The organism is Curtobacterium sp. MCPF17_021, assembly GCF_003234605.2.
GTDB lineage: Bacteria > Actinomycetota > Actinomycetes > Actinomycetales > Microbacteriaceae > Curtobacterium > Curtobacterium flaccumfaciens.
Genome location: NZ_CP126252.1, coordinates 3,711,604 through 3,733,158, shown reverse-complemented (window position 1 = coordinate 3,733,158; position 21,555 = coordinate 3,711,604). Strand labels below are relative to the sequence as shown.

General features: G+C 71.4%; 22 protein-coding genes. 6 read left to right on the top strand and 16 right to left on the bottom strand.

Annotated features, from left to right (window positions below; translation table 11 throughout):
• Positions 1–51 precede the first annotated feature (51 nt).
• Together DEJ29_RS17705 and DEJ29_RS17700 are read left to right on the top strand one after the other, a co-directional pair.
• Positions 52–450: a (R)-mandelonitrile lyase gene (locus DEJ29_RS17705; RefSeq protein WP_071248546.1), complete on the top strand. Its 399-nt coding sequence runs from the start codon at positions 52–54 to the stop codon at positions 448–450.
• The gene (locus DEJ29_RS17700; RefSeq protein WP_111094095.1) at positions 447–1,118 is read left to right on the top strand and encodes an SDR family NAD(P)-dependent oxidoreductase; all 672 of its coding nucleotides are present in this window, start codon (positions 447–449) and stop codon (positions 1,116–1,118) included. Before DEJ29_RS17705 ends, DEJ29_RS17700 begins: the two co-directional genes overlap by 4 nt.
• 121 nt (positions 1,119–1,239) lie before the next feature.
• Here DEJ29_RS17700 and DEJ29_RS17695 read toward each other — a convergent pair whose 3' ends face one another.
• A complete protein-coding gene (locus DEJ29_RS17695; RefSeq protein WP_111094094.1) occupies positions 1,240–1,674 on the bottom strand; it encodes a hypothetical protein in 435 nt (144 codons plus the stop codon).
• Between the two features lie 263 nt (positions 1,675–1,937).
• On the opposite strand from DEJ29_RS17695, the gene DEJ29_RS17690 reads away from it, so the two are divergent.
• Positions 1,938–2,579 carry a hypothetical protein gene (locus tag DEJ29_RS17690; RefSeq protein ID WP_111094093.1) on the top strand — a complete coding sequence of 214 codons (642 nt, stop codon included), beginning with the start codon at positions 1,938–1,940 and terminating at the stop codon, positions 2,577–2,579.
• An 81-nt stretch (positions 2,580–2,660) separates the two neighbouring features.
• Here DEJ29_RS17690 and DEJ29_RS17685 read toward each other — a convergent pair whose 3' ends face one another.
• The 7 genes from DEJ29_RS17685 to DEJ29_RS17655 form a co-directional block, all read right to left on the bottom strand.
• Positions 2,661–5,483 carry an ABC transporter permease gene (locus DEJ29_RS17685; RefSeq protein ID WP_111094092.1) on the bottom strand — a complete coding sequence of 941 codons (2,823 nt, stop codon included), beginning with the start codon at positions 5,481–5,483 and terminating at the stop codon, positions 2,661–2,663.
• On the bottom strand, positions 5,480–6,208 hold the full coding sequence (locus DEJ29_RS17680) for an ABC transporter ATP-binding protein (protein WP_027466859.1): 729 nt from the start codon (positions 6,206–6,208) through the stop codon (positions 5,480–5,482). Before DEJ29_RS17680 ends, DEJ29_RS17685 begins: the two co-directional genes overlap by 4 nt.
• A complete protein-coding gene (locus DEJ29_RS17675) occupies positions 6,205–6,783 on the bottom strand; it encodes a PadR family transcriptional regulator (RefSeq protein ID WP_258375874.1) in 579 nt (192 codons plus the stop codon). The genes DEJ29_RS17680 and DEJ29_RS17675 overlap by 4 nt, the downstream gene beginning before the upstream one ends.
• A 154-nt stretch (positions 6,784–6,937) precedes the next feature.
• Positions 6,938–7,819: an aldo/keto reductase gene (locus DEJ29_RS17670; RefSeq protein ID WP_027466858.1), complete on the bottom strand. Its 882-nt coding sequence runs from the start codon at positions 7,817–7,819 to the stop codon at positions 6,938–6,940.
• 74 nt (positions 7,820–7,893) lie between these two features.
• Entirely contained in the window at positions 7,894–8,481 is a 588-nt protein-coding gene (locus DEJ29_RS17665) for a YdeI/OmpD-associated family protein (RefSeq protein ID WP_111094090.1), read from the bottom strand.
• 32 nt (positions 8,482–8,513) lie between these two features.
• Entirely contained in the window at positions 8,514–9,059 is a 546-nt protein-coding gene (locus tag DEJ29_RS17660; protein WP_111038397.1) for an acyl-CoA thioesterase, read from the bottom strand.
• A gap of 123 nt (positions 9,060–9,182) precedes the next feature.
• A complete protein-coding gene (locus tag DEJ29_RS17655; RefSeq protein WP_111094089.1) occupies positions 9,183–9,419 on the bottom strand; it encodes a hypothetical protein in 237 nt (78 codons plus the stop codon).
• A gap of 111 nt (positions 9,420–9,530) precedes the next feature.
• On the opposite strand from DEJ29_RS17655, the gene DEJ29_RS17650 reads away from it, so the two are divergent.
• Positions 9,531–10,517, top strand: coding sequence for an aldo/keto reductase (locus DEJ29_RS17650; protein WP_071248528.1), 987 nt, complete (start codon positions 9,531–9,533; stop codon positions 10,515–10,517).
• A 164-nt stretch (positions 10,518–10,681) separates the two neighbouring features.
• On the opposite strand, the gene DEJ29_RS17645 is transcribed toward DEJ29_RS17650, so the two are convergent.
• The 5 genes from DEJ29_RS17645 to DEJ29_RS17625 all read right to left on the bottom strand — a co-directional run bounded on the left by DEJ29_RS17645 (position 10,682) and on the right by DEJ29_RS17625 (position 15,801).
• A complete protein-coding gene (locus DEJ29_RS17645; protein WP_071406263.1) occupies positions 10,682–11,164 on the bottom strand; it encodes an FBP domain-containing protein in 483 nt (160 codons plus the stop codon).
• 181 nt (positions 11,165–11,345) lie between these two features.
• Positions 11,346–12,077, bottom strand: a complete 732-nt coding sequence (locus DEJ29_RS17640; RefSeq protein ID WP_111094088.1) for a class I SAM-dependent methyltransferase — start codon at positions 12,075–12,077, stop codon at positions 11,346–11,348.
• Positions 12,078–12,108: 31 nt separating this feature from the next.
• Entirely contained in the window at positions 12,109–13,020 is a 912-nt protein-coding gene (locus DEJ29_RS17635; RefSeq protein WP_071406260.1) for a helix-turn-helix transcriptional regulator, read from the bottom strand.
• Between the two features lie 226 nt (positions 13,021–13,246).
• Entirely contained in the window at positions 13,247–14,521 is a 1,275-nt protein-coding gene (locus DEJ29_RS17630) for a hemolysin family protein (RefSeq protein WP_111094087.1), read from the bottom strand.
• Between the two features lie 161 nt (positions 14,522–14,682).
• Positions 14,683–15,801, bottom strand: coding sequence for a M23 family metallopeptidase (locus DEJ29_RS17625; protein WP_110865319.1), 1,119 nt, complete (start codon positions 15,799–15,801; stop codon positions 14,683–14,685).
• Between the two features lie 162 nt (positions 15,802–15,963).
• Between DEJ29_RS17625 and DEJ29_RS17620 the strand changes: the two genes are divergently transcribed.
• Entirely contained in the window at positions 15,964–16,458 is a 495-nt protein-coding gene (locus tag DEJ29_RS17620) for a hypothetical protein (protein WP_111094086.1), read from the top strand.
• A 3-nt stretch (positions 16,459–16,461) separates the two neighbouring features.
• On the opposite strand, the gene DEJ29_RS17615 is transcribed toward DEJ29_RS17620, so the two are convergent.
• Positions 16,462–16,827: a hypothetical protein gene (locus DEJ29_RS17615; RefSeq protein WP_111094085.1), complete on the bottom strand. Its 366-nt coding sequence runs from the start codon at positions 16,825–16,827 to the stop codon at positions 16,462–16,464.
• Positions 16,828–17,020: 193 nt separating this feature from the next.
• Here DEJ29_RS17615 and DEJ29_RS17610 point away from each other — a divergent pair, with 193 nt between their 5' ends.
• The gene (locus DEJ29_RS17610) at positions 17,021–19,231 is read left to right on the top strand and encodes an NADP-dependent isocitrate dehydrogenase (protein ID WP_111094084.1); all 2,211 of its coding nucleotides are present in this window, start codon (positions 17,021–17,023) and stop codon (positions 19,229–19,231) included.
• A 223-nt stretch (positions 19,232–19,454) separates the two neighbouring features.
• Here DEJ29_RS17610 and DEJ29_RS17605 read toward each other — a convergent pair whose 3' ends face one another.
• Both DEJ29_RS17605 and DEJ29_RS17600 read right to left on the bottom strand, forming a co-directional pair.
• Positions 19,455–19,910: a DUF3817 domain-containing protein gene (locus DEJ29_RS17605; RefSeq protein WP_111094083.1), complete on the bottom strand. Its 456-nt coding sequence runs from the start codon at positions 19,908–19,910 to the stop codon at positions 19,455–19,457.
• A gap of 82 nt (positions 19,911–19,992) precedes the next feature.
• The gene (locus tag DEJ29_RS17600; protein WP_111094082.1) at positions 19,993–21,432 is read right to left on the bottom strand and encodes a DUF4832 domain-containing protein; all 1,440 of its coding nucleotides are present in this window, start codon (positions 21,430–21,432) and stop codon (positions 19,993–19,995) included.
• Between the last annotated feature and the right edge of the window lie 123 nt (positions 21,433–21,555).

Below are 21,555 nucleotides of genomic sequence, written 5' to 3'. Positions count from 1 at the left end.
GGGTCTGTCGGCACCTCCCGACGGTGCGCACGGCGGCCTACCGTCGTCGGCATGCAGATCGAACCGAAGCAGCCGACCGTCAAGAACCCGCCCGAGCAGTTCACCGGCGACGTGTACCTCGACGCCATCGCCTCGCCGAAGGAGCCCGGTCAGACGATGACCGTCGCCAAGGTCCGGTTCCTGCCCGGCGCCCGCACCGCCTGGCACTCGCACGCCAAGGGCCAGACCCTGCACGTCACCGAGGGCGTCGCGCGGATGGGCACCCGGGACGGCCGCGTCATCGAGGTGCAGGCTGGACAGACCGTCTACACGCCGGCCGGCGAGGAACACTGGCACGGCGCGACCCCCACCGACTACATGGAACACCTCGCGATGCTCGAGGCCGCCGACGACCCGGCGACGACCACCACCTGGCTCGAGCACGTGAGCGACGAGGAGTACACCGCATGACCACCATCGCCATCGTCGGGGCCGGCAAGGGCCTCGGCCTCGCCGTCGCCGAGCGCTTCGCCCGTGAGGGCTTCGCCGTCGCCCTGATCTCCCGCAACCAGGACCGCCTGGACGGCCTCGCCGCAGAGCTGCGTGAGCGCGGCCACACCGCAGCCGGGTTCGCCGCGAACGTCCGAGACGGGGACTCCCTGCGCACCGCACTCGAGCGCGCCACCGAGCAGCTCGGCCCCATCGAGGTGCTGCAGTACAGCCCGCTCCCCGCCAAGGAGTACATGCGCCCCGTGCTCGAGACCACGGCGGACGACCTGGTCGGCCCGATCGAGTTCTCGGTCTACGGTTCGGTCAACGCCGTCCGGCAGGTGCTGCCCGGCATGCGCGCCATCGGCCACGGCACGATCCTGTTCGTCAACGGCGGCAGCGCGGTCCGACCGGGAGCCCGCGTCACCGGCACGTCCGTCGCCTTCGCCGCCGAGAGCGCCTACGCGCAGCTGCTGCACGACGCCGTCCGCGACGAGGACGTCCACGTCGGCCAGCTCATCATCCCGTTCGGCATCGACGACGGGCAGCCCGAGCACTCCGGGGAGTCCATCGCCGACCGCCTGTGGGCGATCCACACGGAGCGCGGCGACTTCCGCACCTACGCGGAGGCGCTGCCCGAGCTCCCGTGATCGCGGCGCTCGCCGCTTCGTGAGCAGGAATGGTCGGGTCCGGCACAGCGACCCGACCATTCCTGCTCACCATGTGACGGACTGGAGGCCCGTGGCGACGCCGCCACGGGCCTCCCGTCCGTCAGTCCGGCAAGTGCACCTTCGCGAGATCCATCGACGCGTCTCGCCAGGAGCGCGCGCGGGCGGTGCTCATCACCGCGACGTGCGGTTCTGCCCATTCGGTGATCGCCGGCCCGCGCATCAGTCGACCGGTGTGCGCGATCACGTCTCGGAGTGCGGCCTCGGTCAGCTCGGCCGCGAACGCCTCGCCCCCGGGCACCCCCGCGAGTTCGGTGAGGTAGGCATCCCCGAATCGTTCCGCCGCCGCCGCGCGCAGATAGGGGCTGTCGAGGCGCTCGTACCAGCGCCGGACGAACGCGTCGTACGGAGCCATGTCCACAGCGAAGCCGCCCGAGGCGAAGAGCAGGTCGGCGACCCGGTCGGGAGTCAGCCCCTGAGCTTCGGCGACCGCGGCTTCGATCGCTCCGGCATCGACGAGCCGTGCAATATCGCTCATTTCACCCATCCGTTGCTGATGTGGCCACTCAAGGACGTCCGCACTGTGATCGTTCGGTTGTTGTGAAGGACGGCGGCTATCAACATGGATGAAAGAATGCCGCGGCGCATGCCAGCATCCAAGCATCCAAGCAAATAAAATACCAACTTGAAGTATGAAGACCGCTTCGTTCGTAGGCTACGAGTAGGCGGGAGAATGTGTCTGCGGGTGGAGTCTCAGCGACAACTCGCCGCGCTGCGCGACGGTCCCGCTAGCGTCGGGGCGTGGAACCACGAGCCTTCGACGGTGCAGCCTGGGCAGCCCTGATGCTGCTCATGCCGACGTCGGTGCTGTTCGTCGCAGCGGCGCTCCGTCGACTCCGGCTCCCCCGCTGGACGTGGCTGCTGTACTTGCTCGGCGTCGCAGGCGGACTCGTGTTCCTGCACGTCGCCGGGCACACCCGGTACGAAGCACCGGACACCGGATCCGGATCGAACTGGTGGGACTTCGGGCAGTTCGTCGGACTCGGCCTCGGGCGGATCGGCGTCGGCATCAACGCGGTCGCGGCGACGGTGTGGATGCTGCGTCGTCCTCGGCTTTCCGACGACAAGCTCGACCGACGTGAGAACTGCCTGGTCGTCCTGTCCTACCTGGTGATGGCGGTGGCGTCCGCACTGCCAGCGATGTGGTGGGGCATCGGTCTCGGGATCGTGCCACTCCTGATCGAACTGCCGATCGTGGTGGTGGGTTGGGTCGGCCTGGCGGTGCCGGTGGTCCTGTACCGCCGCCGGATCCTCGGGGTGCCGGGAGCCGACCGCTCCCTCGGGCCCGTGTGGCCTGTCGACGCGATCGTGGTCGCCTGGCTCGTGGGGACGCTGGCCGTCGGCCCGCTGTTCGCCGGGAGCGGTCTTCCGGTCACTTCGTGAGCAGAAGACGTCGAGTCCGAGCAGCCGACTCGACATCTTCTGCTCACCAAGCGAAGCGGAGCGCACGAGGCAGCGCGCGCGTCAGTGCGCCCGTCGCACCGCCACCCGCCGCCGACCCCGCGAGGTCAGCCACGCCCCGGCCGTCACCACGAGGGGCAGGCCGATCGCGAGCAGCGCCAGCACCGGCCAGTCCGGCACGAACGGCATGTGGTTCACCCCGACCGGACTCTCGGTGAACCGCAGGGTCAGGGCGCGGATCGGCAGGAGTCCGAGGAGTGTCCCGATCACCGAGCCGACCGTGGCCAGGATCGCCGCCTGCCAGGTCGACACCCCGCGGCGCAGGCGCGGTGCGGCACCGATGGCGTCGAGCACCTCGTCGTCCCGCCGGCCGTCGGACCGTGCGAGTCCGATCGCCACCGCCGTCGCACCGATCGTGACGGCCGCGGCCAGTGCGAGCACGATCGCCCGGATGATCGCCTCGTTGTCGGTGGGGCCGGCCTCGTACATGAACGACGGGCCGCTCCACCGGGCGCGGTCGTCGCCGCCGAAGCTCTGCCACGCCGAGCTCAGCTCGTCCGCCTGAGCCGGGTCGAGGTCGTGGGGCAGCGTCGTGACGAGCATGCCGTCGACCACGGGCACGCCGTACTGCTCGGCGGTCGCCTTCGTCATGAAGACGCCGACCTGGATCCGCGGGGTCTGCACGTCGAGCACGGCGGGGATCGAGACGCTGGCCGCCGGTCGGCTCCGCTCGGTGATGGGGTCGCTCTCCCACGTCCGGTCGTGGAAGGTGTCGACGCGGACCGCACCGTCGTGGGCGTACTCGGGCCAGAGCGACACGGCCCGACCGTCCTCGAGTGCGCCCCGGACGGCGGCTGAGGGGCGGTGCCCGGTGAGCACGGCGTAGTCGTCGACGGTGCCCGTCCAGATGTGCGGACTGGTCGCGGTCGCCGTGTCGAGGTAGTACGAGCAGCTCGTCGTGTCGTTCACCGGGCAGTCGTACGCGCTCCAGCGGTGCGGGATCGTGACGGTCGAGGGGGTGTCGCCCGGCTGCTCCTGCGCGACACCGAGCACCCGGATGCGGTCCTGGTCGAAGACCCCGGACACCACCTTCGCGGCGTGGGCCGTCAGTTCTGCGTCGTGGCGACCGGTACTGCCGCCGTCCTTCGTCTCGGTCTGCACCTCGGCCGTCGCGACCCCGACCGCCGTCGTGTACTCGTACCCACGGACGTACTGGGCGTGGCTCGACGCACTCCACGTGATCACGACGGAGGCCACGAACACGACGCTCATCACGCTCGCCAGCACCGGCACCGTGCGGACCGGGTTGCGGCGGGCGTCGCGGGCGGCGAGCCGTGCAGACAGCCCCGCGCGGGCGGTGAGCCGGGTGATCAGGGCGAGCAGCCACGGTGAGCAGATGGCGATGCCGAGCTGCATCAGGCACGGCCCGATCGCGACGCCGACACCGACGACGTAGGCCCACCGGTCCTGCTGCACCGGACGGTCGTTGAGCATGAGCACGCCCACACCGCACGCCAACGTCATCACGGCGCCGAGGACCACGAGCAGCGGCCCCCAGATGCGCCGACGACGGCGGGCCGGACGGCTGACGGGTACCGGACGGAGCGAGCCCCGCAGTGCCGCGAGCACGTTGATCCGGGTCGCCGACCGTGCGGCGACGAGCGCGGAGACGAGTCCGGCGAGCACCCCCGCGGCGGCGATGGACAGCAGCAGGAGCGGCGGCACGTGCAACCCGGGGAACGACGCCACGTTGCCGTTGTCGATCAGTCGGTAGGCGAGCACGCCGATCCCGGTGCCGGCGGCGACCCCGAGGACCGCGCCGACGAGGCCGAGCACCACGCCCGACCCGGCGACGATCGTGCGGACGAACCGTTTGTCGCCGCCGACGCTCGTGACGATGGCGTACGAGCGGGTGTCCGCCCGGGTACCGACCAGGAACGCAGCCCCGGCGAGCAGGGCGACCTCGAACATCGCGAAGACGCCGAGCAGTCCCATCGCCCCGAGGTACCAGCCGAGCGACGAGCCCAGCTGCCCACCGGGGAGCCGGGCGTCGGGCGGGTCGAGCACGACCGGCCGTGACTGCACGACGATGCCGTGCGCGTTGAGCTGCCGGATCTCCGACCACGTCGGGGCGTCCGACGGCAGGTACACGGTGACGTCGGTGAGCCCGACGTCGTCGGTGGTGTCGGTCGTCGAGAGCGTCGTGCCCCAGGGCAGGAACACGCCCTGCGAACCCGGGTCCGTCCCCAGGTCGGTCATGGTCCCGGTGATCGTGAAGCGCTTGGTGACCGGGTCGGTCAGGTCCACCGTGTCGCCGATGTGCGCCCCGAGGCGGTCGAGCGTCGCCGGCGTGACCATGAGCTCACTGCGCGTGGTCGGCGTGGAACCGTCGAGCACGTGCCAGTGGCCCTCGAGCGACGGGTCCCAGACGCTGCCCTCGACCGCGGTCAGGCCGACGGGACCCTTCGGCCCCTGGACCACGACGGGTGTGCCGCCGACCGGGATCGACAGGGCGCCGTCGGGCACGTGCGCCAGGACGTTCGCGAAGGGGGAGTCGTCGTCCGACTTCGTGACGGGGCTGTTCCGTTTCGAGTCCGTGGACTGCCACTGGACGGGGTCCTGCACCATGCCGGGCAGGTCCGGGCCGGACACCCGCATCTGCGCCGATGCCTGGCCGAGGTCGTAGTCGAGCCGCTCGGTTGCGGTGGCCTGTGTGGACTGCACGACGACGGCGACGGCGGCGAACCCGGCGGTGGGGATCCCGATGAGCGCGATGATCAGTGCCGCGCGGCCCGCCTTCGCGAACGCCAGTCGACGCCCCAGACGGAGCGCCGGTCTCAGGGCGAACGGCGTCCGGCCGGTCCCGGCACGCCGACCCCGGCTCACGAGGCGGTCCGGTCCGTCAGCGCCGCCTCGACGCCCGAGTACACGGTCTCGTCGACCACCCGACCGTCGCGCAGGAACACGATCCGGTCCGCCCAGGCCGCGTGCCGGGCGTCGTGGGTCACCAGGAGGGCACCGGCTCCGGCGTCGACGTGTCGACGGAGCATGCGGAGCACGACCTCGCCGGTCTGCGAGTCGAGGGCTCCGGTTGGCTCGTCGGCGAGCACGAGCCGGCGCTCGCCGACCACGCCGCGGGCGATCGCGACGCGCTGCTGTTGCCCGCCGGACAGGTCGTCCGGGTAGGCGTCGGCTCGGTGCGACAGCTCGACGTTGTCCAGCGCGAGCTCCGCGGCACGGCGGGCCTGCGAGGCCTTCCATCCATCGAGCTCGAGCGGCAGTGCCACGTTCTCGACCGCGGTCAGCGAGGGGATCAGGTTGAAGTCCTGGAACACGAACCCGATGAGTCGTCGGCGCAGCGCTGCGAGTTCCTTGGCAGGACGGTCGGACACGAAGGCGCCGTCGATCAGCACCTCACCGCTCGTCGGCGGCAGCAGGGTGCCGGCGCAGGCGAGCAGCGTCGACTTGCCCGACCCCGAGGTGCCCATCACGGCCACCATCTCGCCGCGCTCGACCCGCAGGTCGATGCCGGCCAGGGCCGTGACGGCCTTCGCGCCGGAGCCGTAGTGCACGCTCACGGCATCGAGCTGCAGGAGCGGTGCGGCGGTCACCGTGCGCTCCGGGCAGCGGCAGCGGAGGCGTCGGTACTGGCAGGCGCCGCCGGGTGCTCGTCCGGCCGGTACCGCGCGACGCTCGACTCCACGTGGTCGAGCCAGCGCACCTCGGCCTCGGCCTGGAACACCATCGACTCGAGCACGAGCGACCACGCCAGGTCCGTCGACGGGTCGGTCGTCCGCTTCAGCCGCGTCAGGTCCTGCAGGTTCCGGATCGCGGCACCGCGCTGCACCTGCACCAGCCGGGCGACGTCGACCCCGGGCACGGTCACGGCGAGGGCGAACTTGATCGCCAGCTCGTCGCGGCCGCGCTTGGCCGGCACGGGCTCGCTGAACCAGCGGGCCACCTCGGCCCGACCCGCGTCGGTCGCCGTGTAGACGACGTGTCCGTCGTCGTCGGCGTCGCCGCGGGCCACGAGGCCGTCGCGTTCCAGGCGGTCCAGGGTCGTGTAGACCTGGCCGATGTTCAGCGGCCAGCTCCCGCCGGTGCGGTGCTCGAACTCCCCCCGGAGCTGGTACCCGTAGCCGGGTCCCCCCACCAGCAGCGCGAGTACGCCCATCCGAACGCTCATGACACTTCCCCTGTCTCGGGCCACCGTGGCCATACTGAGTATGCACATACCCGGTATGCGTGCGCAAGCACGGATCTGTACAGGGCGGAAAACGGACGGGAGGCGCGGTGCCAGCTGGCACCGCGCCTCCCGTCCGTCTGCTGGTCGCGTCGGGTCAGTGACCCAGCTTCGCCAGCTCCTCGAACTCGTCGTCGGTCAGCTCGACCGTGGCACCCGCGAGGTTGTCCTCCAGGTGCGCGACGCTCGACGTGCCGGGGATCGGCAGCATCACCGGGGAGCGCTTGAGCAGCCAGGCGAGCGCGAGCTGTGCCGGGGTGGCACCCTTGCGCTCGGCGATCTCGGTGAGCGGCGAGTCCTCGCCGGTCAAGCCACCCGTGGCCAGGGGGAACCACGGGATGAAGCCGATGCCCTGCTCCTCGGACCAGTCGAGCAGCTCCTCGGCGTCACGCTTCTGCAGGTTGTAGAGGTTCTGCACGGAGACGATCGTGGCGATCTCCTGCGCGGCCTTGACCTCGTCGACGGAGACCTCGGACAGGCCGATGTGGCGGATCTTGCCCTCGTCCTGCAGCTTCTTCAGCTCGCCGACCTGGTCCTCGAGCGGGACCTTCGGGTCGATGCGGTGCAGCTGGAACAGGTCGATGCGCTCGAGGCCCAGGCGGCGGAGGCTCATCTCCGCCTCTTGCCGGAGGTACTCCGGGCGGCCGACGGGCGGCCAGACGTTCGGGCCGGTGCGGGTGAGGCCGGCCTTCGTGGCGATGACGACGTCGTCGCCGTAGGGGTGCAGGGCCTCCTTGAGGAGCTCCTCGGCGACGTAGGGGCCGTACGAGTCGGCGGTGTCGAAGAAGTTCACGCCGAGCTCGACTGCGCGCTTGAGGACGCGGATCGCCTCGTCGTGGTCCTTCGGCGGTCCCCAGACGCCGGGGCCGGTGAGCTGCATGGTGCCGTAGCCGAGCCGGTTGACCTCGAGGTCGCCGCCGATGCGGAAGGTGCCGGAGGACGCGGCCGGACGGTTCGTGGTGTCAGTGCCTGTGGTCATGTCCCCGGTCTACGCCCGGTGCGTTGCCGGTCCCTGAGTCGGTGTCCCCCGACCGCTTTCCGGGTTCGCAGGGACTACGGACGGGTGGGTCGCGGGTACGGGGTCTCGCCGCGTTCGAGTCCGCCGACGAGCTTGGTGAGCCGGTTCGTCCGCACCGTGGCGTTCGGGGCGGTGGTGATGCGGTGCAGCACGGCGTACCGGTTGGTGGCGTCGAGCTCGGCGAACAGCGCGGCGGCTGCGGGGGCGGCGTCGAGCGCCGCCTGCAGGTCCTCGGGCACCGTGGCCGTTGCCGAACCGGCGTAGGCGCGGTCCCATCGGCCGTCACCCTTGGCGCGATCGATCTCGGCGTGCCCGCGCTCCCGCATCCGTCCCTCGGCGATGAGTGCCGCGACCAGGCCGAGGTTCCGCTGCGACCACAGCGAGGCCTTCCGGCGCGGGGTGAACCGCTGGCGGTAGGTGGTGTCGTCACGCCCGCGCCGCTGCCCGTCGATCCACCCGGAGCAGAGCGCCTCGTCGAGGGCCGTGTCGTAGGTCAGCGTCGTCGGCTCCGTGACGCCCTTCTTGGCGAGGACGAGCCACACCCCGTCGGGTTCGTGCTCGTGGTCGTCGAGCCAGGCACGCCACGCGGCGACGTCCGGCAGCACCAGGTCGACGATGTCCATGCGGTCATCGTAGGACCGGCCGGCCGCTCGGGTCAGGCCGCGCTGCTGCTGATCCGGGTCGCACTCGCCCAGTCGTGCACCCAGTCGGGCACGGTCAGGTCGCGGTCCGCGCCACCCGCCGCTTCGAGCAGGTCCGCGGTCGGCACCGTCCCGCCGGAACGTCGCAGGAACCGGGCCTGCACCACGGCGCGGGCCATCACGGCACCCTGCCGCACGAACGTCTGCTCCAGGTACACGGCGCGGTCGTCAACCCCGAGCACGTGGGTGCGGAGCTCGAACCGCTGCCCGAGCGTCAACGACCGCTTGTACGTGATCGTCTGCGCCGAGACGACGGGGTACCAGCCACGTTCGGACAGCGTTGCCCAGTACCCGGAGCGGAGCATCAGGTCGAGCCGACCGAGGTCGAGCATCGACAGGTACTTGCCGTTGTTGACGTGGCGCAGCGGGTCGAGGTCGGTGGGAGCGACCCGGAACGGCGTCCGGACCTCGTCCCAGAGCGACGCCCGGCGGCGTCCACCGACCCGAGCGCGCAGACGGGTCCGCAGCTGCAGCAAGAGCAGTCGGAAGTACAGGTTCACGGATTGATCACACCAGTGCGCGGAGCAATCGTGCGAGCACCTTGGAGGAACCTCACGAAGCGCCGGTAGCCCTGGTCACCGCGGACCCGCTGCTTCCGACAACCGCCGGAGCGGCCGGGTGGGTCAGCCGGAGAACATCCCGCTGGAGGCGCTGCCACCCGGGTGCGCGGTCCTCGACACCCCTTCGGCCGTCGATCGAGCGGCGTCGGCCTCGACCATGGCACGTGACCCGGCCGTGGGGTCGGAGAAGTCCTCGAGGTCCGCGAGCGCTCGCCGGCGACGGCGGTTCTGCACCTCGAGCACGACGAGCAGGGCGCCGAGCACGACGACCACGGCGACGACGATCCAGATGACGACCATGACACTCCCCCGAGCCCGGGGCGTCTGCCCCGTCCCTCGCAGCGTAGTGGTGCGGAGGCGGGTACAGCCAGTGCCTCCCGCCGTCAGGGGAACCGGGAGTAGACCTGCAGCATGCAGACACGCAAGCTCGCAGACCTCGAGGTCGGACCGATCGGCCTCGGAACCATGGGCATGAGCGCCTTCTACACGGGCGCCGGCACCGACGACGACGAGTCGATCCGCACCATCCACCGCGCGATCGACCTCGGCGTCACCCTGTTCGACACCGCCGAGGCGTACGGCCCCTACACGAACGAGGAACTCCTGCGCCGCGCGCTCGAGGGCCGCCGCGACGACGTCGTCATCGCGACCAAGTTCGGCCTGTACCACCACGAGGCCGGTGAAGAGACGCCGACGCAGCAGCGCGGGATCTCCAGCAAGCCAGAGTCCGTGCGCGAGGCGCTCGAGGGCTCACTCCGGCGCCTCGGCACGGACCACATCGACCTCTACTACCAGCACCGCGTCGACCCGGCCGTCCCGATCGAGGACGTCATCGGCCAGCTCGCCGGCTTCGTGCAGGAGGGCAAGATCCGGCACATCGGACTGTCCGAGGCCGGTGCCGAGACCATCCGCAAGGCCCACGCCGTCCACCCGATCACCGCGCTGCAGAGCGAGTACTCGCTGTGGACGCGGGACCCCGAGGGCGACGTGCTCGACACCCTGCGCGAGCTCGGCATCGGCCTGGTGCCGTACTCGCCGCTCGGCCGCGGGTTCCTGACGGGTGCCATCACGAAGCCGTCCGACCTGGACTCCGACGACTTCCGCCTGGCGAACCCGCGCTTCCAGCAGGAGGCGTTCGAGCAGAACATGCGCATCGTCGACGCGGTCAAGGAGATCGCCACCGAGGCCGGCGCCACCCCGGCGCAGGTGTCGCTCGCCTGGCTGCTCGCCCAGGGCGACGACATCGTCCCGATCCCCGGCACGAAGCGGGTCTCCCGCCTCGAGGAGAACGTCGGCGCAGCCGACCTGACCCTCACCGCGGACCAGCTGTCACGCCTGTCGGCGCTGCCGGTCCCGACCGGTGACCGCTACCCCGACATGTCGACCATCGGTCGGTAGACGCGACCGGTTGACGGCCTGGAGGCCCGTGGCGGATCCGTCACGGGCCTCCCGTCCGTCGTCAGTCGCGTTTGCGGACGCGAGACGCCGGCGTCAGCGCGAGACGCCTCCGAATCCGGCGGCGTCTCGCTGACTCGGCGGCGTCCTTCGAGGACGCCGGCGTCTCAGACCTCGGCGGCGAAGGACGCGGCCCGGACCTGCAGGTCCTCGATGCGCCGGAGGCGCGCGGCCTCGACGTCGTAGCCCTCGTAGGCGGGCGGCGGGAGCTTCCGGACGTTCCGCGAGCACTGGAAGTCCTGGCAGACCAGGGTGCCGACGGTGTTGCCGTTCCGGCCGGCCGGCCCGGACCGTTTCGCGCTGTAGAACGCGACGTCGTTCGGCAGCTTGACGTCCTGGCACCACGAGCACTGGGCACGGGAGCGGGGCGAGGCCTCGGCCTGCCGGAACAGGATGCCGATCAGGTCGCCGTCCAGGGTCGGCACGACGGCGTACGCACGCCGCCCGATCTTCGGGTCGCGCCAGCCGAGGTAGTCGAGCGCGTCCCAGTCGAGCGTCTCGAAGTCGGCGGGCAGCGTGAGGTCGGACACCTCCTTGCGCGAGGCGTTGACGAAGGACGTGCGGAGGGTCTTCTCCACGATGGGGAGCATGGGTGATCGCTTTCGTGCGGGCCCGGGGCGTGCAGACGCACACCGCACCGGGCGGAGGAGGTCAGGGTTCGACGAGGGCGGCCGCACCCGAGGGCACGACCGAGGGCCTCACGCCCTGATGCCGGCGATACGGGCGCCGACCACCTCCTGGAAGCTCACCCGACCAGCCTACGACCGGGTGTCAAGCCCGCCCGGCCAGGCTCGGCCGCGGTCGGTTCGGCGTCGCCGTGACCAGGACGACCGAGCCCTCGTACGTCGGGCGGATCCGCAACGAGCCGTGCCGCCGGTCCCACTCCCCCGACTCCAGCGCGGTCCGGAGCGCTGCCACCGACCGCCGGACGGTGAACTCGTCGACCAGGCCCCACGTCGGGTCCGCCTGGCGCACGCCGGGGTCGAGCAGTCGCTCGGGGCGGGCGTAGTACGCCTCGGCGAACCCGTCGACGCACGTGAACGGGATCGGCAACGGGGTGCTCGTCACGGTGTCGTCGCCCAGTGCGTCGGCGATCCGCGGCAGTGCGGGGTGGCGACGGGCGTCGGCCGCCAGCACCTCGGGCGCGTACTCGGCGAGCCAGGAGCGCTCGATGCGGTCGGGGTCGAACGTCAGCACCACGATCGGGCCCCGGGTCACGCGACGCACCTCGGCGAGCCCGCGTTCGAGGTCGTCCCACTCGTGCAGCGAGAAGGTCGTCATCGCGGCGTCGAAGATGTCGTCGGCGAAGGGCAGGTCTCCGGCGGGCTCCACGGCGGTCACATCGCGGTCGGTCGGCGCGTACGAAGGGGAACCGGCACCGATGTCGAGGACGGTCCGGGCGTCGCCGAGTGCCTTCGCGACCGCGCGGGCGAACGCGGGTTCGGGCCGGCGGTGCTGCCGGTGGTCCGCGTCCCCGGCTGAGCCGTCCGTGGTCCTCGTCACGTCTCCACCCTACGAACCCGCGGGGGCCGGGTCAGTCGACCGACTCGGACTCGGACTCCGACTCGCGCAGGGCCGCGTACTGCTCTGCCCGCTCCGTCGCGGCCCAGCTGCCGAGCAGCGCGAGCGACCGCTCGGACTCGCTGCCCGGTTCGGCCGAGTACGAGAACAGCGTCAGGCCGGGGTCGGCGACCAGGTCGAGCGCCTCGTAGGACAGCCTCAGCTCCCCCACGATCGGGTGGTCGATGCGCTTCTTGCCGGTGCGCTGCATCCGGACGTCGTGGGCGGCCCACCAGCCGCGGAACTCCTCGCTCCGGGTGGAGAGCTCACCGACGAGCGTGATGAGCCCCGGCTCGCAGGGGTTCGACACCGCGGCGGTCCGGAGCACGGCCACGGCGTCCTTCGCGGTCTGCGCCCAGTCGGGGAAGAAGTCGCGGGCGGCCGGGTCGAGGAAGGTGAAGCGAGCGGTGTTCACCGGGCGTCCGGGGCCCGCGAAGAGCGGAGCGTAGAGCGCACGGCCGAGTTCGTTCGTCGCGACGACGTCCCCGCGCTCGTTCCGCACCCAGGCCGGTGCGCCGGTGATGGCGTCGAGCAGCCGCTGCACGCCGGGGCGCACGCGGGTCGGCACGTTCCGGTGCATGACCTTCGCGCCGGAGTTCGCCAGGCGCGTGAGGTCCCACAAGTGCGCACGCTCGTCCTCGTCGAGCTGCAGGGCGCTCGCCAGGCCCTCGAGCACGCTGTCCGAGACGCCCTTGAGCGAGCCGCGCTCGAGTCGCGTGTAGTAGTCGACGCTGACGCCGGCGAGCATGGCGACCTCGTGCCGACGCAGCCCGGGCACGCGTCGGACCCCGCCGCCGAACGACGGCATGCCGACCTGCTCGGGGGTGAGCCGCGCCCGTCTGGAGGACAGGAAGTCGCGGATCTCGTTGCGCACGTCGATACCCATGCGACGAGCGTACGTGCCCGGACCGTGCGTGCGGCACGCAGGGGCGGTGCCGTCAGGTCCGGTCTGCCGAAGCGACACTTCCCCGGGACGCCCTGCCGTTCAGTTCGCGAAAGCGACAGATCGCGCCGGAACGTTCGCGGGAGTCTGTCGCTTTCGCGGGGTGGACGGGATCAGGGCAGGATAGGAGGCACGTGGCGAGGCCGCTGAGCGGGGTGGACGCGCGCACTCAGGGCGCGGCGTCGGCCCCGATGCGCACCCGCGCCACGCGGTGACCGTCCATGGCGGTCACCTCGAGGCGGTGGCCGCCGGCCAGGACGACGTCACCGACCTCGGGTACGCGGTCCAGCTGCACCTGCACGAGCCCGCCGACAGTCTCGTAGTCGCCGTCGGGCAGGACCGGGCCGCCGTCCGCAGCCAGGTCCTCGAGCACCGTGGCCCCGTCGACGCCGTCGTGGGCCAGCATCGACTCGTCGTACTCGGTGGAGTCCCACTCGTCGCGGATGCGGCCGACGAGGTCCTCGAGCAGCGCTTCGAGCGTGACCATGCCGGCGCTGCCGCCGTACTCGTCGACCACCAGGGCGATCTGGTGGCCGTCGGTGCGCATGTCCGCGATCGCACCCGAAAGCGACTTCGTCTCGGGCAGGGCGAGCACCGGCCGGACGAGCGTGGCGACCGGTGCCGAGGGGTCGACCGGACGCAGCAGGTCACGGAGGTGCACGAAGCCCCGGACCTCGTCGCGCCCGCCGGAGGTCACGAGGTACCGGGTGTGCCCGGCCGCGATGGCCTGGTCGGTGGCCTCGGCGAGGGAGAGGCCGGCATCCAGCGTCGAGACGTCGTACCAGGGGCGCATCGACTCCCGCAGGGTGCGGTCACCGGCGTCCAGGGCGCTGCGGGCGATCCGGCGTCCCTGCTCATCGACGCCGGTGTGCTCGTCGACCAGGCCGCGGAGCTCCTCGGTGCTCATCGACTCGCTGCGGGCGTTCGGGTCGCCGCCGAGCAGTCGCACGACGGTGTCGGTGGACTTCGAGAGCAGCCAGATCACCGGCCGCATCAGCACCGCGAAGCGCTCCAGGGTCGGTGCGACGGCCATCGAGAAGCCCTCGGCACGCTGCAGGGCGAGCCGCTTCGGCACGAGCTCGCCGAACACGAGCGACAGGTACGCGATGACGAGGGTCATCAGCACCAGCGCGACGGCTTCGGCCGTGCCCTGCTCGAGGCCGAGCCCCTGGAACAGCGGTGCGACGTCGGGTGCGATCGAGGACGCACCGTACGCGGCGGAGAAGAACCCGGCGACGGTCACGCCGATCTGCACGGCGGACAGGAACCGGTTGGGGTCACGGCCGAGCTCGGCGACCCGCATCCCGCGGGGGCCGCGGCGTTCGAGCTGCTGCAGCTGGGATTCGCGGAGGGAGACGAGTGCGATCTCGGCGGCCGCGAAGACCCCGCCGACGAGCACGAAGAGGATGACGAGCCCGAAGGCGATCCAGGTGTCGGCGCCCATCAGTGGGCAGCCACCTCGGATCGACGACGGGCGGGCGGTCTGTGGGGATCGTCCATGCCTGTGAGTCTGCACAGGCCGACTGGGACATCGCCGTGCTGCCGCTCGACAGCGGCTGTGGATCCCCCGTCGCGACGGGGAGCGGTCGGTGCGGGGAGCGGTCGCTACAGCGTGAGCGAGCGACCGATGCGGGCTTCGAGCCACGCCTTCGGGTCGATCGGCGTGACGCCGTCCATCAGGACCTCGAGGTGCAGGTGCGCACCGGTCGAGACGCCGGAGGACCCGACGAGCCCGATGAACTGCCCGGCCGCGACGGTGTCGCCGACCTTGAGCGGCGAGGAGCCGGGGATCATGTGGCCGTAGAGCGTGGAGACCTGACGGCCGTCGACCACGTGGTCGATGATGACCGCGTTGCCGTACGAGAAGTAGGTGCCCGAGACCCGGACCTTGCCCGCGGCGACGGCGCCGATCGGCGTGCCCATGCCCGGGGTGAAGTCGAGGCCCTGGTGCAGCGACGAGCACGCTCCGCACGGTGCCGAGCGGTACCCGAAGCCGGAGCTCATCTGCACCGGGCCGGGGAACGGCGAGCGGACCGCGCCGCCGAACGACACGGCGCCTCCGGCGGTCGCCGCGGAGTCGGCGGAACCAGCAGTCTTCGTGGTGACGGTCGAGCCGCCGCCGACGGTGAAGCCGTCACGGTCGAACCCGGCGGCCGTGACCGCCTGGGTCACGGCGTAGTCCTGCGTGCGCACGATCGGTGCGATGGTCGAGGTGGCCATCGAGGTGCCGGCGCTCGCGTGGGCGGGCATCGCCGAGGCGGCGAACATCGCGATGGCGGCCGCGGCGCTGGTGAGCGTGATGCGTCCGGCGCGGGCCGACCGGGAGGCCCGGGGTGCGCTGGCGACGCGGGTCACCTTGGGTGCGGGGCGACGGACGACGCGCTGGATGCGGTCGTCGACGTGCTCGGTGGTGGCGCGTGCGGCTGCGGAGCGGCGGCCGGCCGGCTCGGTGGCCGAGGACGCGGTCGCGAGGACGACGGCCTGCACGGGCTTGGCGACCTTCGCGGCCTTCGGCGCCTTGGCCGGCTTCGCGGCCTTCGCCGGCTTGGCGACCTTCGCTGCCTTGGCCGGCTTCTCGGGCTTGGCGGCCTTCGCGACCGGCGCCGTCTTGCTGCGACGCTGCGGTCCGCGGGCTGCTGCGCGCTCGGCCTCGAGGGCGGCGCGACGGGACAAGTGCACCACCGGGGTCTCCGGGTGCTGGTCGAGTTCGGGTGCAGTCGTCATGGCCGCCCACCATTCTGCACGACTCTGTCGCTTTGTACAGGCCCTTTCGTGATCTTTTCGTTACCGAGTGCGCTGGGAGGCCCCTGATCCCCGCGGGCGGAAGCGTCCCCCGGGCCCTCTGTATCGGTACGGTCAGGGGAAAGCGACGGAAGGACCCGCACCATGGCCCGATCCCCGCGTGAGCGGTACGGAACGGTCGACCTGGCGTCGGCCGACGTCGTGCTGGCCGGCACCCAGGAAATCCTGCCCGTGCTCCGGGCCGCGGCCGTGCGCGCCGGGATCGACGCCGCGCGGATGCGGGTCATCGGGGTCGACGACCTGCCGGACCCCGAGGAGACGTGGGACGCGGCGTTGGCCGTCATCGCGATCCGTCGCCCCGGTGACGACCCCGCGTTCCACCGGGCGCAGGCGGCTGCCGAGCTCATCGCACCGATGCTCGCGCCGCACGCCGTCCGCATCGTCGTCACGGTGTCCGGGGTGACCCGCCTGGCGCCGAAGCTCGAGCGCACCCTGACGTCCGAGGTCCTGCACCAGATCGATGCCGCGTCGGCGTCGTCCGGGTTCCGCCGGCCCTTCCGGCCCCTGCGAATGCGGCTCGGGCTCGCCGGGCTCCGTGCCGCCGGCGTCCGGGTGTTCCGCGTCTCGATCGGCGACTGAGGCTCAGGCTCCGTCGGGTCCGGAGCCCTGCGCGGCACTCGCCTGTACCGACGGGTGTGGCGGAGCGGCGTGCGTGACGACGGAGACACTGCCGACGGCGAGCACGAGCGCCAGCGCTCCGGCGGTGCAGGCAGTCCCGATCCGCCGCAACCGCGACCGGCTGCCACGCTGACGCGGTGCGAACCGCTTCGTGCTCCGTCGGGGTTCGGGGCCGACGAGCCAGGGACCGGAGCCGTCGGGGTCGTACGAGAACGGGCCGGAGCCGTCCGGCGCGTACCGGTAGGGCCCGCTGCCGTCCGAGGCGTAGGCGGACCGCAGGTCCTCCGCGGTCCAGCCGAAGTCGTCCGGGGTCTGCCGTGTGGTGGTCATGCGCGCTCTCCCTCGCTCTGGTGCTGCGGAAGACCAGTCCACGCACCGTTCCTATGTGTCGACAGTGCGCCTCCAGGGTGTCGGCCGAGCATCTGCCGCGCGGAAGCGGGGGCCATGTATCTTGATGTCGAGACATCCTGCGCCACGAGTACCGTGGACGTACCGACGGTCGAACAAGGGAGTACCCGCCAGCATGGCCAAGATCATCTACACCCTCACGGACGAGGCGCCGTTCCTCGCCACCCACTCCTTCCTCCCGGTCATCCAGGCCTTCGCCGGCACCGCGGGTGTCGACGTCGAGACCCGCGACATCTCGCTCGCCGGCCGGATCATCGCCCAGTTCCCGGAGCGGCTCACTGACGAGCAGCGCCTGGACGACGCCCTCGCCGAGCTCGGCGACCTGGCGAAGACCCCCGAGGCGAACATCATCAAGCTGCCGAACATCTCGGCGTCGATCCCCCAGCTCAAGGTCGCGATCAAGGAACTGCAGGCGCAGGGCTACGACCTTCCCGACTACCCGGACGAGGCCACGACCGACGAGCAGCGCGACGTCCGTGCCCGCTACGGCCGTGTCCAGGGCAGTGCCGTCAACCCGGTGCTGCGCGAGGGCAACTCCGACCGCCGCGCACCCCTGTCGGTCAAGAACTACGCCCGCAAGCACCCGCACCGCATGGGCGCCTGGTCGCGTGACTCGAAGACGAACGTCACCACCATGGGCGTCGACGACTTCCGGTCGAACGAGAAGTCCTGGATCGCCCCCGCCGACGACGTCCTGACGATCACCTTCGTGGCCGAGGACGGCAGCGAGCAGGTCCTCAAGCAGTCGATCCCCGTCCTGCAGGGCGAGGTCGTGGACGGCACCGTGCTGCACGTGGCCGCACTCGAGTCGTTCCTGCGGAAGCAGATCGAGCGCGCCGCGGCCGAGGACGTCCTGTTCTCCGTGCACCTCAAGGCCACGATGATGAAGATCTCGGACCCGATCATCTTCGGCCACGTCATCAAGGCGTTCTTCCCGTCGGTGTTCGAGCGCTACGGCGCCGACCTCGCCGCCGCGGGCCTGACCCCGAACGACGGCCTCGGTTCGATCCTCGCCGGCCTCGGTGCGCTGCCGAACGGCGCCGAGATCGAGCGTGCCTTCAAGCAGGGCATCGCCGACGGCCCCGAGCTCGCCATGGTCGACTCGGACAAGGGCATCACGAACCTGCACGTGCCGAGCGACGTCATCGTCGACGCATCGATGCCCGCGATGATCCGCACCTCGGGCCACATGTGGGGCCCGGACGGCGACGAGCACGACACCCTCGCCGTCATCCCCGACTCGAGCTACGCCGGCATCTACCAGGCCGTGCTCGACGACTGCCGCGCCCACGGCGCCTTCGACCCGTCGACGATGGGCTCCGTGCCCAACGTCGGCCTGATGGCGCAGAAGGCCGAGGAGTACGGCTCGCACGACAAGACGTTCGAGCTCCCCGGCGCCGGTGTGGTCCGCGTCACGACCGCCTCGGGCGACGTCGTCATCGAGCACGACGTCGAGCCCGGCGACATCTGGCGCGCCTGCCAGACCAAGGACGTCGCCATCCGCGACTGGGTGAAGCTCGCCGTCACCCGCGCCCGTGCCTCCGCGACGCCGGCCGTGTTCTGGCTCGACGAGACCCGCGCGCACGACGCGAACCTCATCGGGCTCGTTCGCCAGTACCTCGGCGAGCACGACACCGAGGGCCTGCAGATCGATATCCTCGCGCCCGAGGACGCCATGCGCTTCTCGCTCGAGCGCATCCGCCGCGGCGAGGACACCATCTCGGTCACCGGCAACGTCCTGCGCGACTACCTGACCGACCTGTTCCCGATCATGGAGCTCGGCACCTCGGCGAAGATGCTCTCCGTCGTCCCGCTGCTGGGCGGTGGCGGCCTGTTCGAGACCGGTGCCGGTGGTTCCGCCCCGAAGCACGTGCAGCAGCTCGTGCAGCAGAACTACCTGCGCTGGGACAGCCTGGGCGAGTTCCTCGCACTGGCGGTCAGCCTCGAGCACCTCGCCGGTGTGACGGGCAACGAGCGGGCGAAGATCCTGGGCGAGACCCTCGACCGTGCCACCGGGACGTTCCTGGAGCAGGACAAGTCCCCGGGTCGGAAGCTCGGCTCGATCGACAACCGCGGCAGCCACTTCTACCTGGCGAAGTACTGGGCCGAGGAGCTCGCGGCGCAGACCCAGGACACCGAGCTCGCGGCGTCGTTCGCGGACCTCGCGGCGAAGCTCGGTGAGCAGGAGCACACCATCGTCGACGAGCTCGTCTCGGTGCAGGGTCACCCGGCCGACATCGGCGGCTACTACCGCCCCGACGACGCCAAGACGAGCGCGGTCATGCGTCCGTCCGCCACGTTGAACGCGGCGCTGGCAGCGCTCTAGCAGCGACCAGCCGACGGACGGGAGGCCCGGTGCCAGCTGGCACCGTCCCTCCAGGCACGGCCGTCACCCCGCTGGCGCGGTGCGCCGGTACCGGCTGGTGGGGCCCACCTCCCGTCCGTCCGTGGTCGCGACCACGGCCGCGCTTCGTGAGCAGGAATGGTCGCGTCCGCACCACGCACCCGACCATTGCTGCTCACGAAGTGACGCGTGGGCGCTCGTCGCGTCAGCCGCGGGACGGCACGGGCGTGCCGGCGGCCAGCAGCCCGGTGAAGACCAGGGCGACGGCCACGACCCCGATGCCGGCGGCCACGGCGGGCCGACGCACCACGAAGAACAGCAGGCGGTCCCAGAAGCCCGAGTGGGCGTCCGGCGAGCGGCGCCAGGAGCCCTCGAGCATGCCGCGGCGGGCGACCGCGACCTCGAACGGCACGGTGGCGTACGGCACGACGGCACTGGCCCAGCCGAGCACGAGCGCACCGAACGACCACCGCTGGTTCACCGCGACGACCGTCGTGACCACCAGGTACGCCAGGAACACGAAGCCGTGCACCCCACCGCCGATGCGGACGCCCCAGTCGCCGGCGTCCAAGCCGTACTTGAGCACCATCCCGAGGATGAGCAGGGTCCAGGTCACGAGTTCGGCGACCGCGGCGGCGCGGAACAGGGAGCGCGGAGTCATGGCCTCCATGGTGGCGGACCCGGTTGACAGACAGCAGGACGCCCCGGACCGATCGACCCGGGGCGCCCTGCTCGTCGTCGGCTCAGTGCTGCACGAGCACCGTCTGACCGAGCCGGTTCACACCCGTGCTCGCGTCCCACGTACCGGTGTTCGCCGTCTGGATCGCGAAGGCCGGGTTCGCCGCCACCGAGGCCTCCGGCGCGGGGAGGGCGAGTGCGACGCTCCAGCGCCCGTTCGGCACGTCGGCCAGCGATACCCGGACGGTCACGGTCTGCCCCGGCTGCCAGGACGACGCGTCGGCGGCCACGGGCACGGTCACCCGGCGGTCGCCGTCGGTCAGGACGAGCTGCACCGGGCGGCTGTTGTACGGCGCCGCCCAGCCGTCGTTCCGGATCGACACGGCCACCGACGGCTTCGCGCCCGAGGTGGCGGTGCTGGACGTCATCGTGAAGCGGTAGCCGAGCTTCTTCGCGGCGTCGGTCATGCCGTCTGCACCCCAGGTCGCCAGGACGTCCTTGTTGTAGTCCAGGTTGAGGTAGCTGTAGTGGTACTTCGCCATCTCGGCCGAGGCGGACGGGTAGTCGGTCCGCGGCGCGTTCACGGCGCAGGTCTCGCCACCGACGGGGACGTACCGCGACTCTGCCGCCAGGTAGTCCTGGTCGAGCGACAGCGGGTTGCTCAGGAACGTGCCGAAGTCGTCCGGCGAGGCGAGGAAGCAGTCGTTGTGGTGCCCGATGCGCGACGCTGCCGATCCGTCGTGTGCCTGTTGCGGGGTGAGCGCCCCGGCCGTGCCGGACGGGGTGCGGAGGGCGTCCTGCTTCATCTGCATCGTGCGGACCTGGACCGAGCGGCTGGACGGCAGGGCGGCGAGTTCGGCCTGCAGGACCTGTCGTCGGGCGTCCTTGTCGGCCTCGGTCAGCACACCCGGGTTCGCCGGGTCACTGGCGAAGTGGTCGGTGTAGTAGCCCTCGCCCCAGAGCCCGATGAATCCCCCCTGCAGGGTCGGGATGACGTCGGCGTTCCGGCGAAGCGTCGGGGTGAGCTGCTCGATGTGCGCGAGCACGGTCGGCAGGTCGGCGTCACCGTACGGCGCCGAGTACGGGTACGAGCCACCCTGGACGTACGCGAACCGGGTGATCACACCCACGCCGGCGGCGCGCGCGGTGTCGTAGTCGTGCTGCACGAGCGCGAGCCAGGCCGGGCTGAGTTGCCGCTGCTGGACGAACGCCTCCATGTAGAACACCCGGACGACCTGCGTGACGCCCTCGGCCCGGTAGCCCTGGAGGGTCGCGGCGTCGAGCGGCGTGTACCCGGTGCCGTCGGCGCGGTAGTGCGTCTCGGTGGTGTGGTCGAACCCGCGCGAGGGGTTCGGGATGACCGCGTCGCTCGCCGTGTAGGTCACGGTCGAGGTGGTCGCGGTCCGTTTCGAGTGGTGACCGGTGGGTGATGCCCACGCGGTGGTCGGTACGGCGAGTGCGAGCACCGCCGCGAGTGCGACGGTGGTGATGGTGCGGTGCTGCATCGGACGAGCCCCTGTCCTCGGCGCGGACGGTGATCGGCGCCCCCTGGCGCTGCCGTCCTGCGCGAATGTGATCTGAAGGTAGGCCAAACGATCAGAAAACGCCAGTGTATGCGCGAACCGAGC

Coding starts and splice junctions, on each gene's coding strand:
- DEJ29_RS17705 (WP_071248546.1), top strand. CDS start 52: ATGCAGATCGAACCGAAGCAGCCGACCGTCAAGAACCCGCCCGAGCAG.
- DEJ29_RS17700 (WP_111094095.1), top strand. CDS start 447: ATGACCACCATCGCCATCGTCGGGGCCGGCAAGGGCCTCGGCCTCGCC.
- DEJ29_RS17695 (WP_111094094.1), bottom strand. CDS start 1,674: ATGAGCGATATTGCACGGCTCGTCGATGCCGGAGCGATCGAAGCCGCG.
- DEJ29_RS17675 (WP_258375874.1), bottom strand. CDS start 6,783: ATGAGCGTTCGGATGGGCGTACTCGCGCTGCTGGTGGGGGGACCCGGC.
- DEJ29_RS17670 (WP_027466858.1), bottom strand. CDS start 7,819: ATGACCACAGGCACTGACACCACGAACCGTCCGGCCGCGTCCTCCGGC.
- DEJ29_RS17665 (WP_111094090.1), bottom strand. CDS start 8,481: ATGGACATCGTCGACCTGGTGCTGCCGGACGTCGCCGCGTGGCGTGCC.
- DEJ29_RS17655 (WP_111094089.1), bottom strand. CDS start 9,419: ATGGTCGTCATCTGGATCGTCGTCGCCGTGGTCGTCGTGCTCGGCGCC.
- DEJ29_RS17650 (WP_071248528.1), top strand. CDS start 9,531: ATGCAGACACGCAAGCTCGCAGACCTCGAGGTCGGACCGATCGGCCTC.
- DEJ29_RS17645 (WP_071406263.1), bottom strand. CDS start 11,164: ATGCTCCCCATCGTGGAGAAGACCCTCCGCACGTCCTTCGTCAACGCC.
- DEJ29_RS17635 (WP_071406260.1), bottom strand. CDS start 13,020: ATGGGTATCGACGTGCGCAACGAGATCCGCGACTTCCTGTCCTCCAGA.
- DEJ29_RS17630 (WP_111094087.1), bottom strand. CDS start 14,521: ATGGGCGCCGACACCTGGATCGCCTTCGGGCTCGTCATCCTCTTCGTG.
- DEJ29_RS17625 (WP_110865319.1), bottom strand. CDS start 15,801: ATGACGACTGCACCCGAACTCGACCAGCACCCGGAGACCCCGGTGGTG.
- DEJ29_RS17620 (WP_111094086.1), top strand. CDS start 15,964: ATGGCCCGATCCCCGCGTGAGCGGTACGGAACGGTCGACCTGGCGTCG.
- DEJ29_RS17615 (WP_111094085.1), bottom strand. CDS start 16,827: ATGACCACCACACGGCAGACCCCGGACGACTTCGGCTGGACCGCGGAG.
- DEJ29_RS17610 (WP_111094084.1), top strand. CDS start 17,021: ATGGCCAAGATCATCTACACCCTCACGGACGAGGCGCCGTTCCTCGCC.
- DEJ29_RS17605 (WP_111094083.1), bottom strand. CDS start 19,910: ATGACTCCGCGCTCCCTGTTCCGCGCCGCCGCGGTCGCCGAACTCGTG.
- DEJ29_RS17600 (WP_111094082.1), bottom strand. CDS start 21,432: ATGCAGCACCGCACCATCACCACCGTCGCACTCGCGGCGGTGCTCGCA.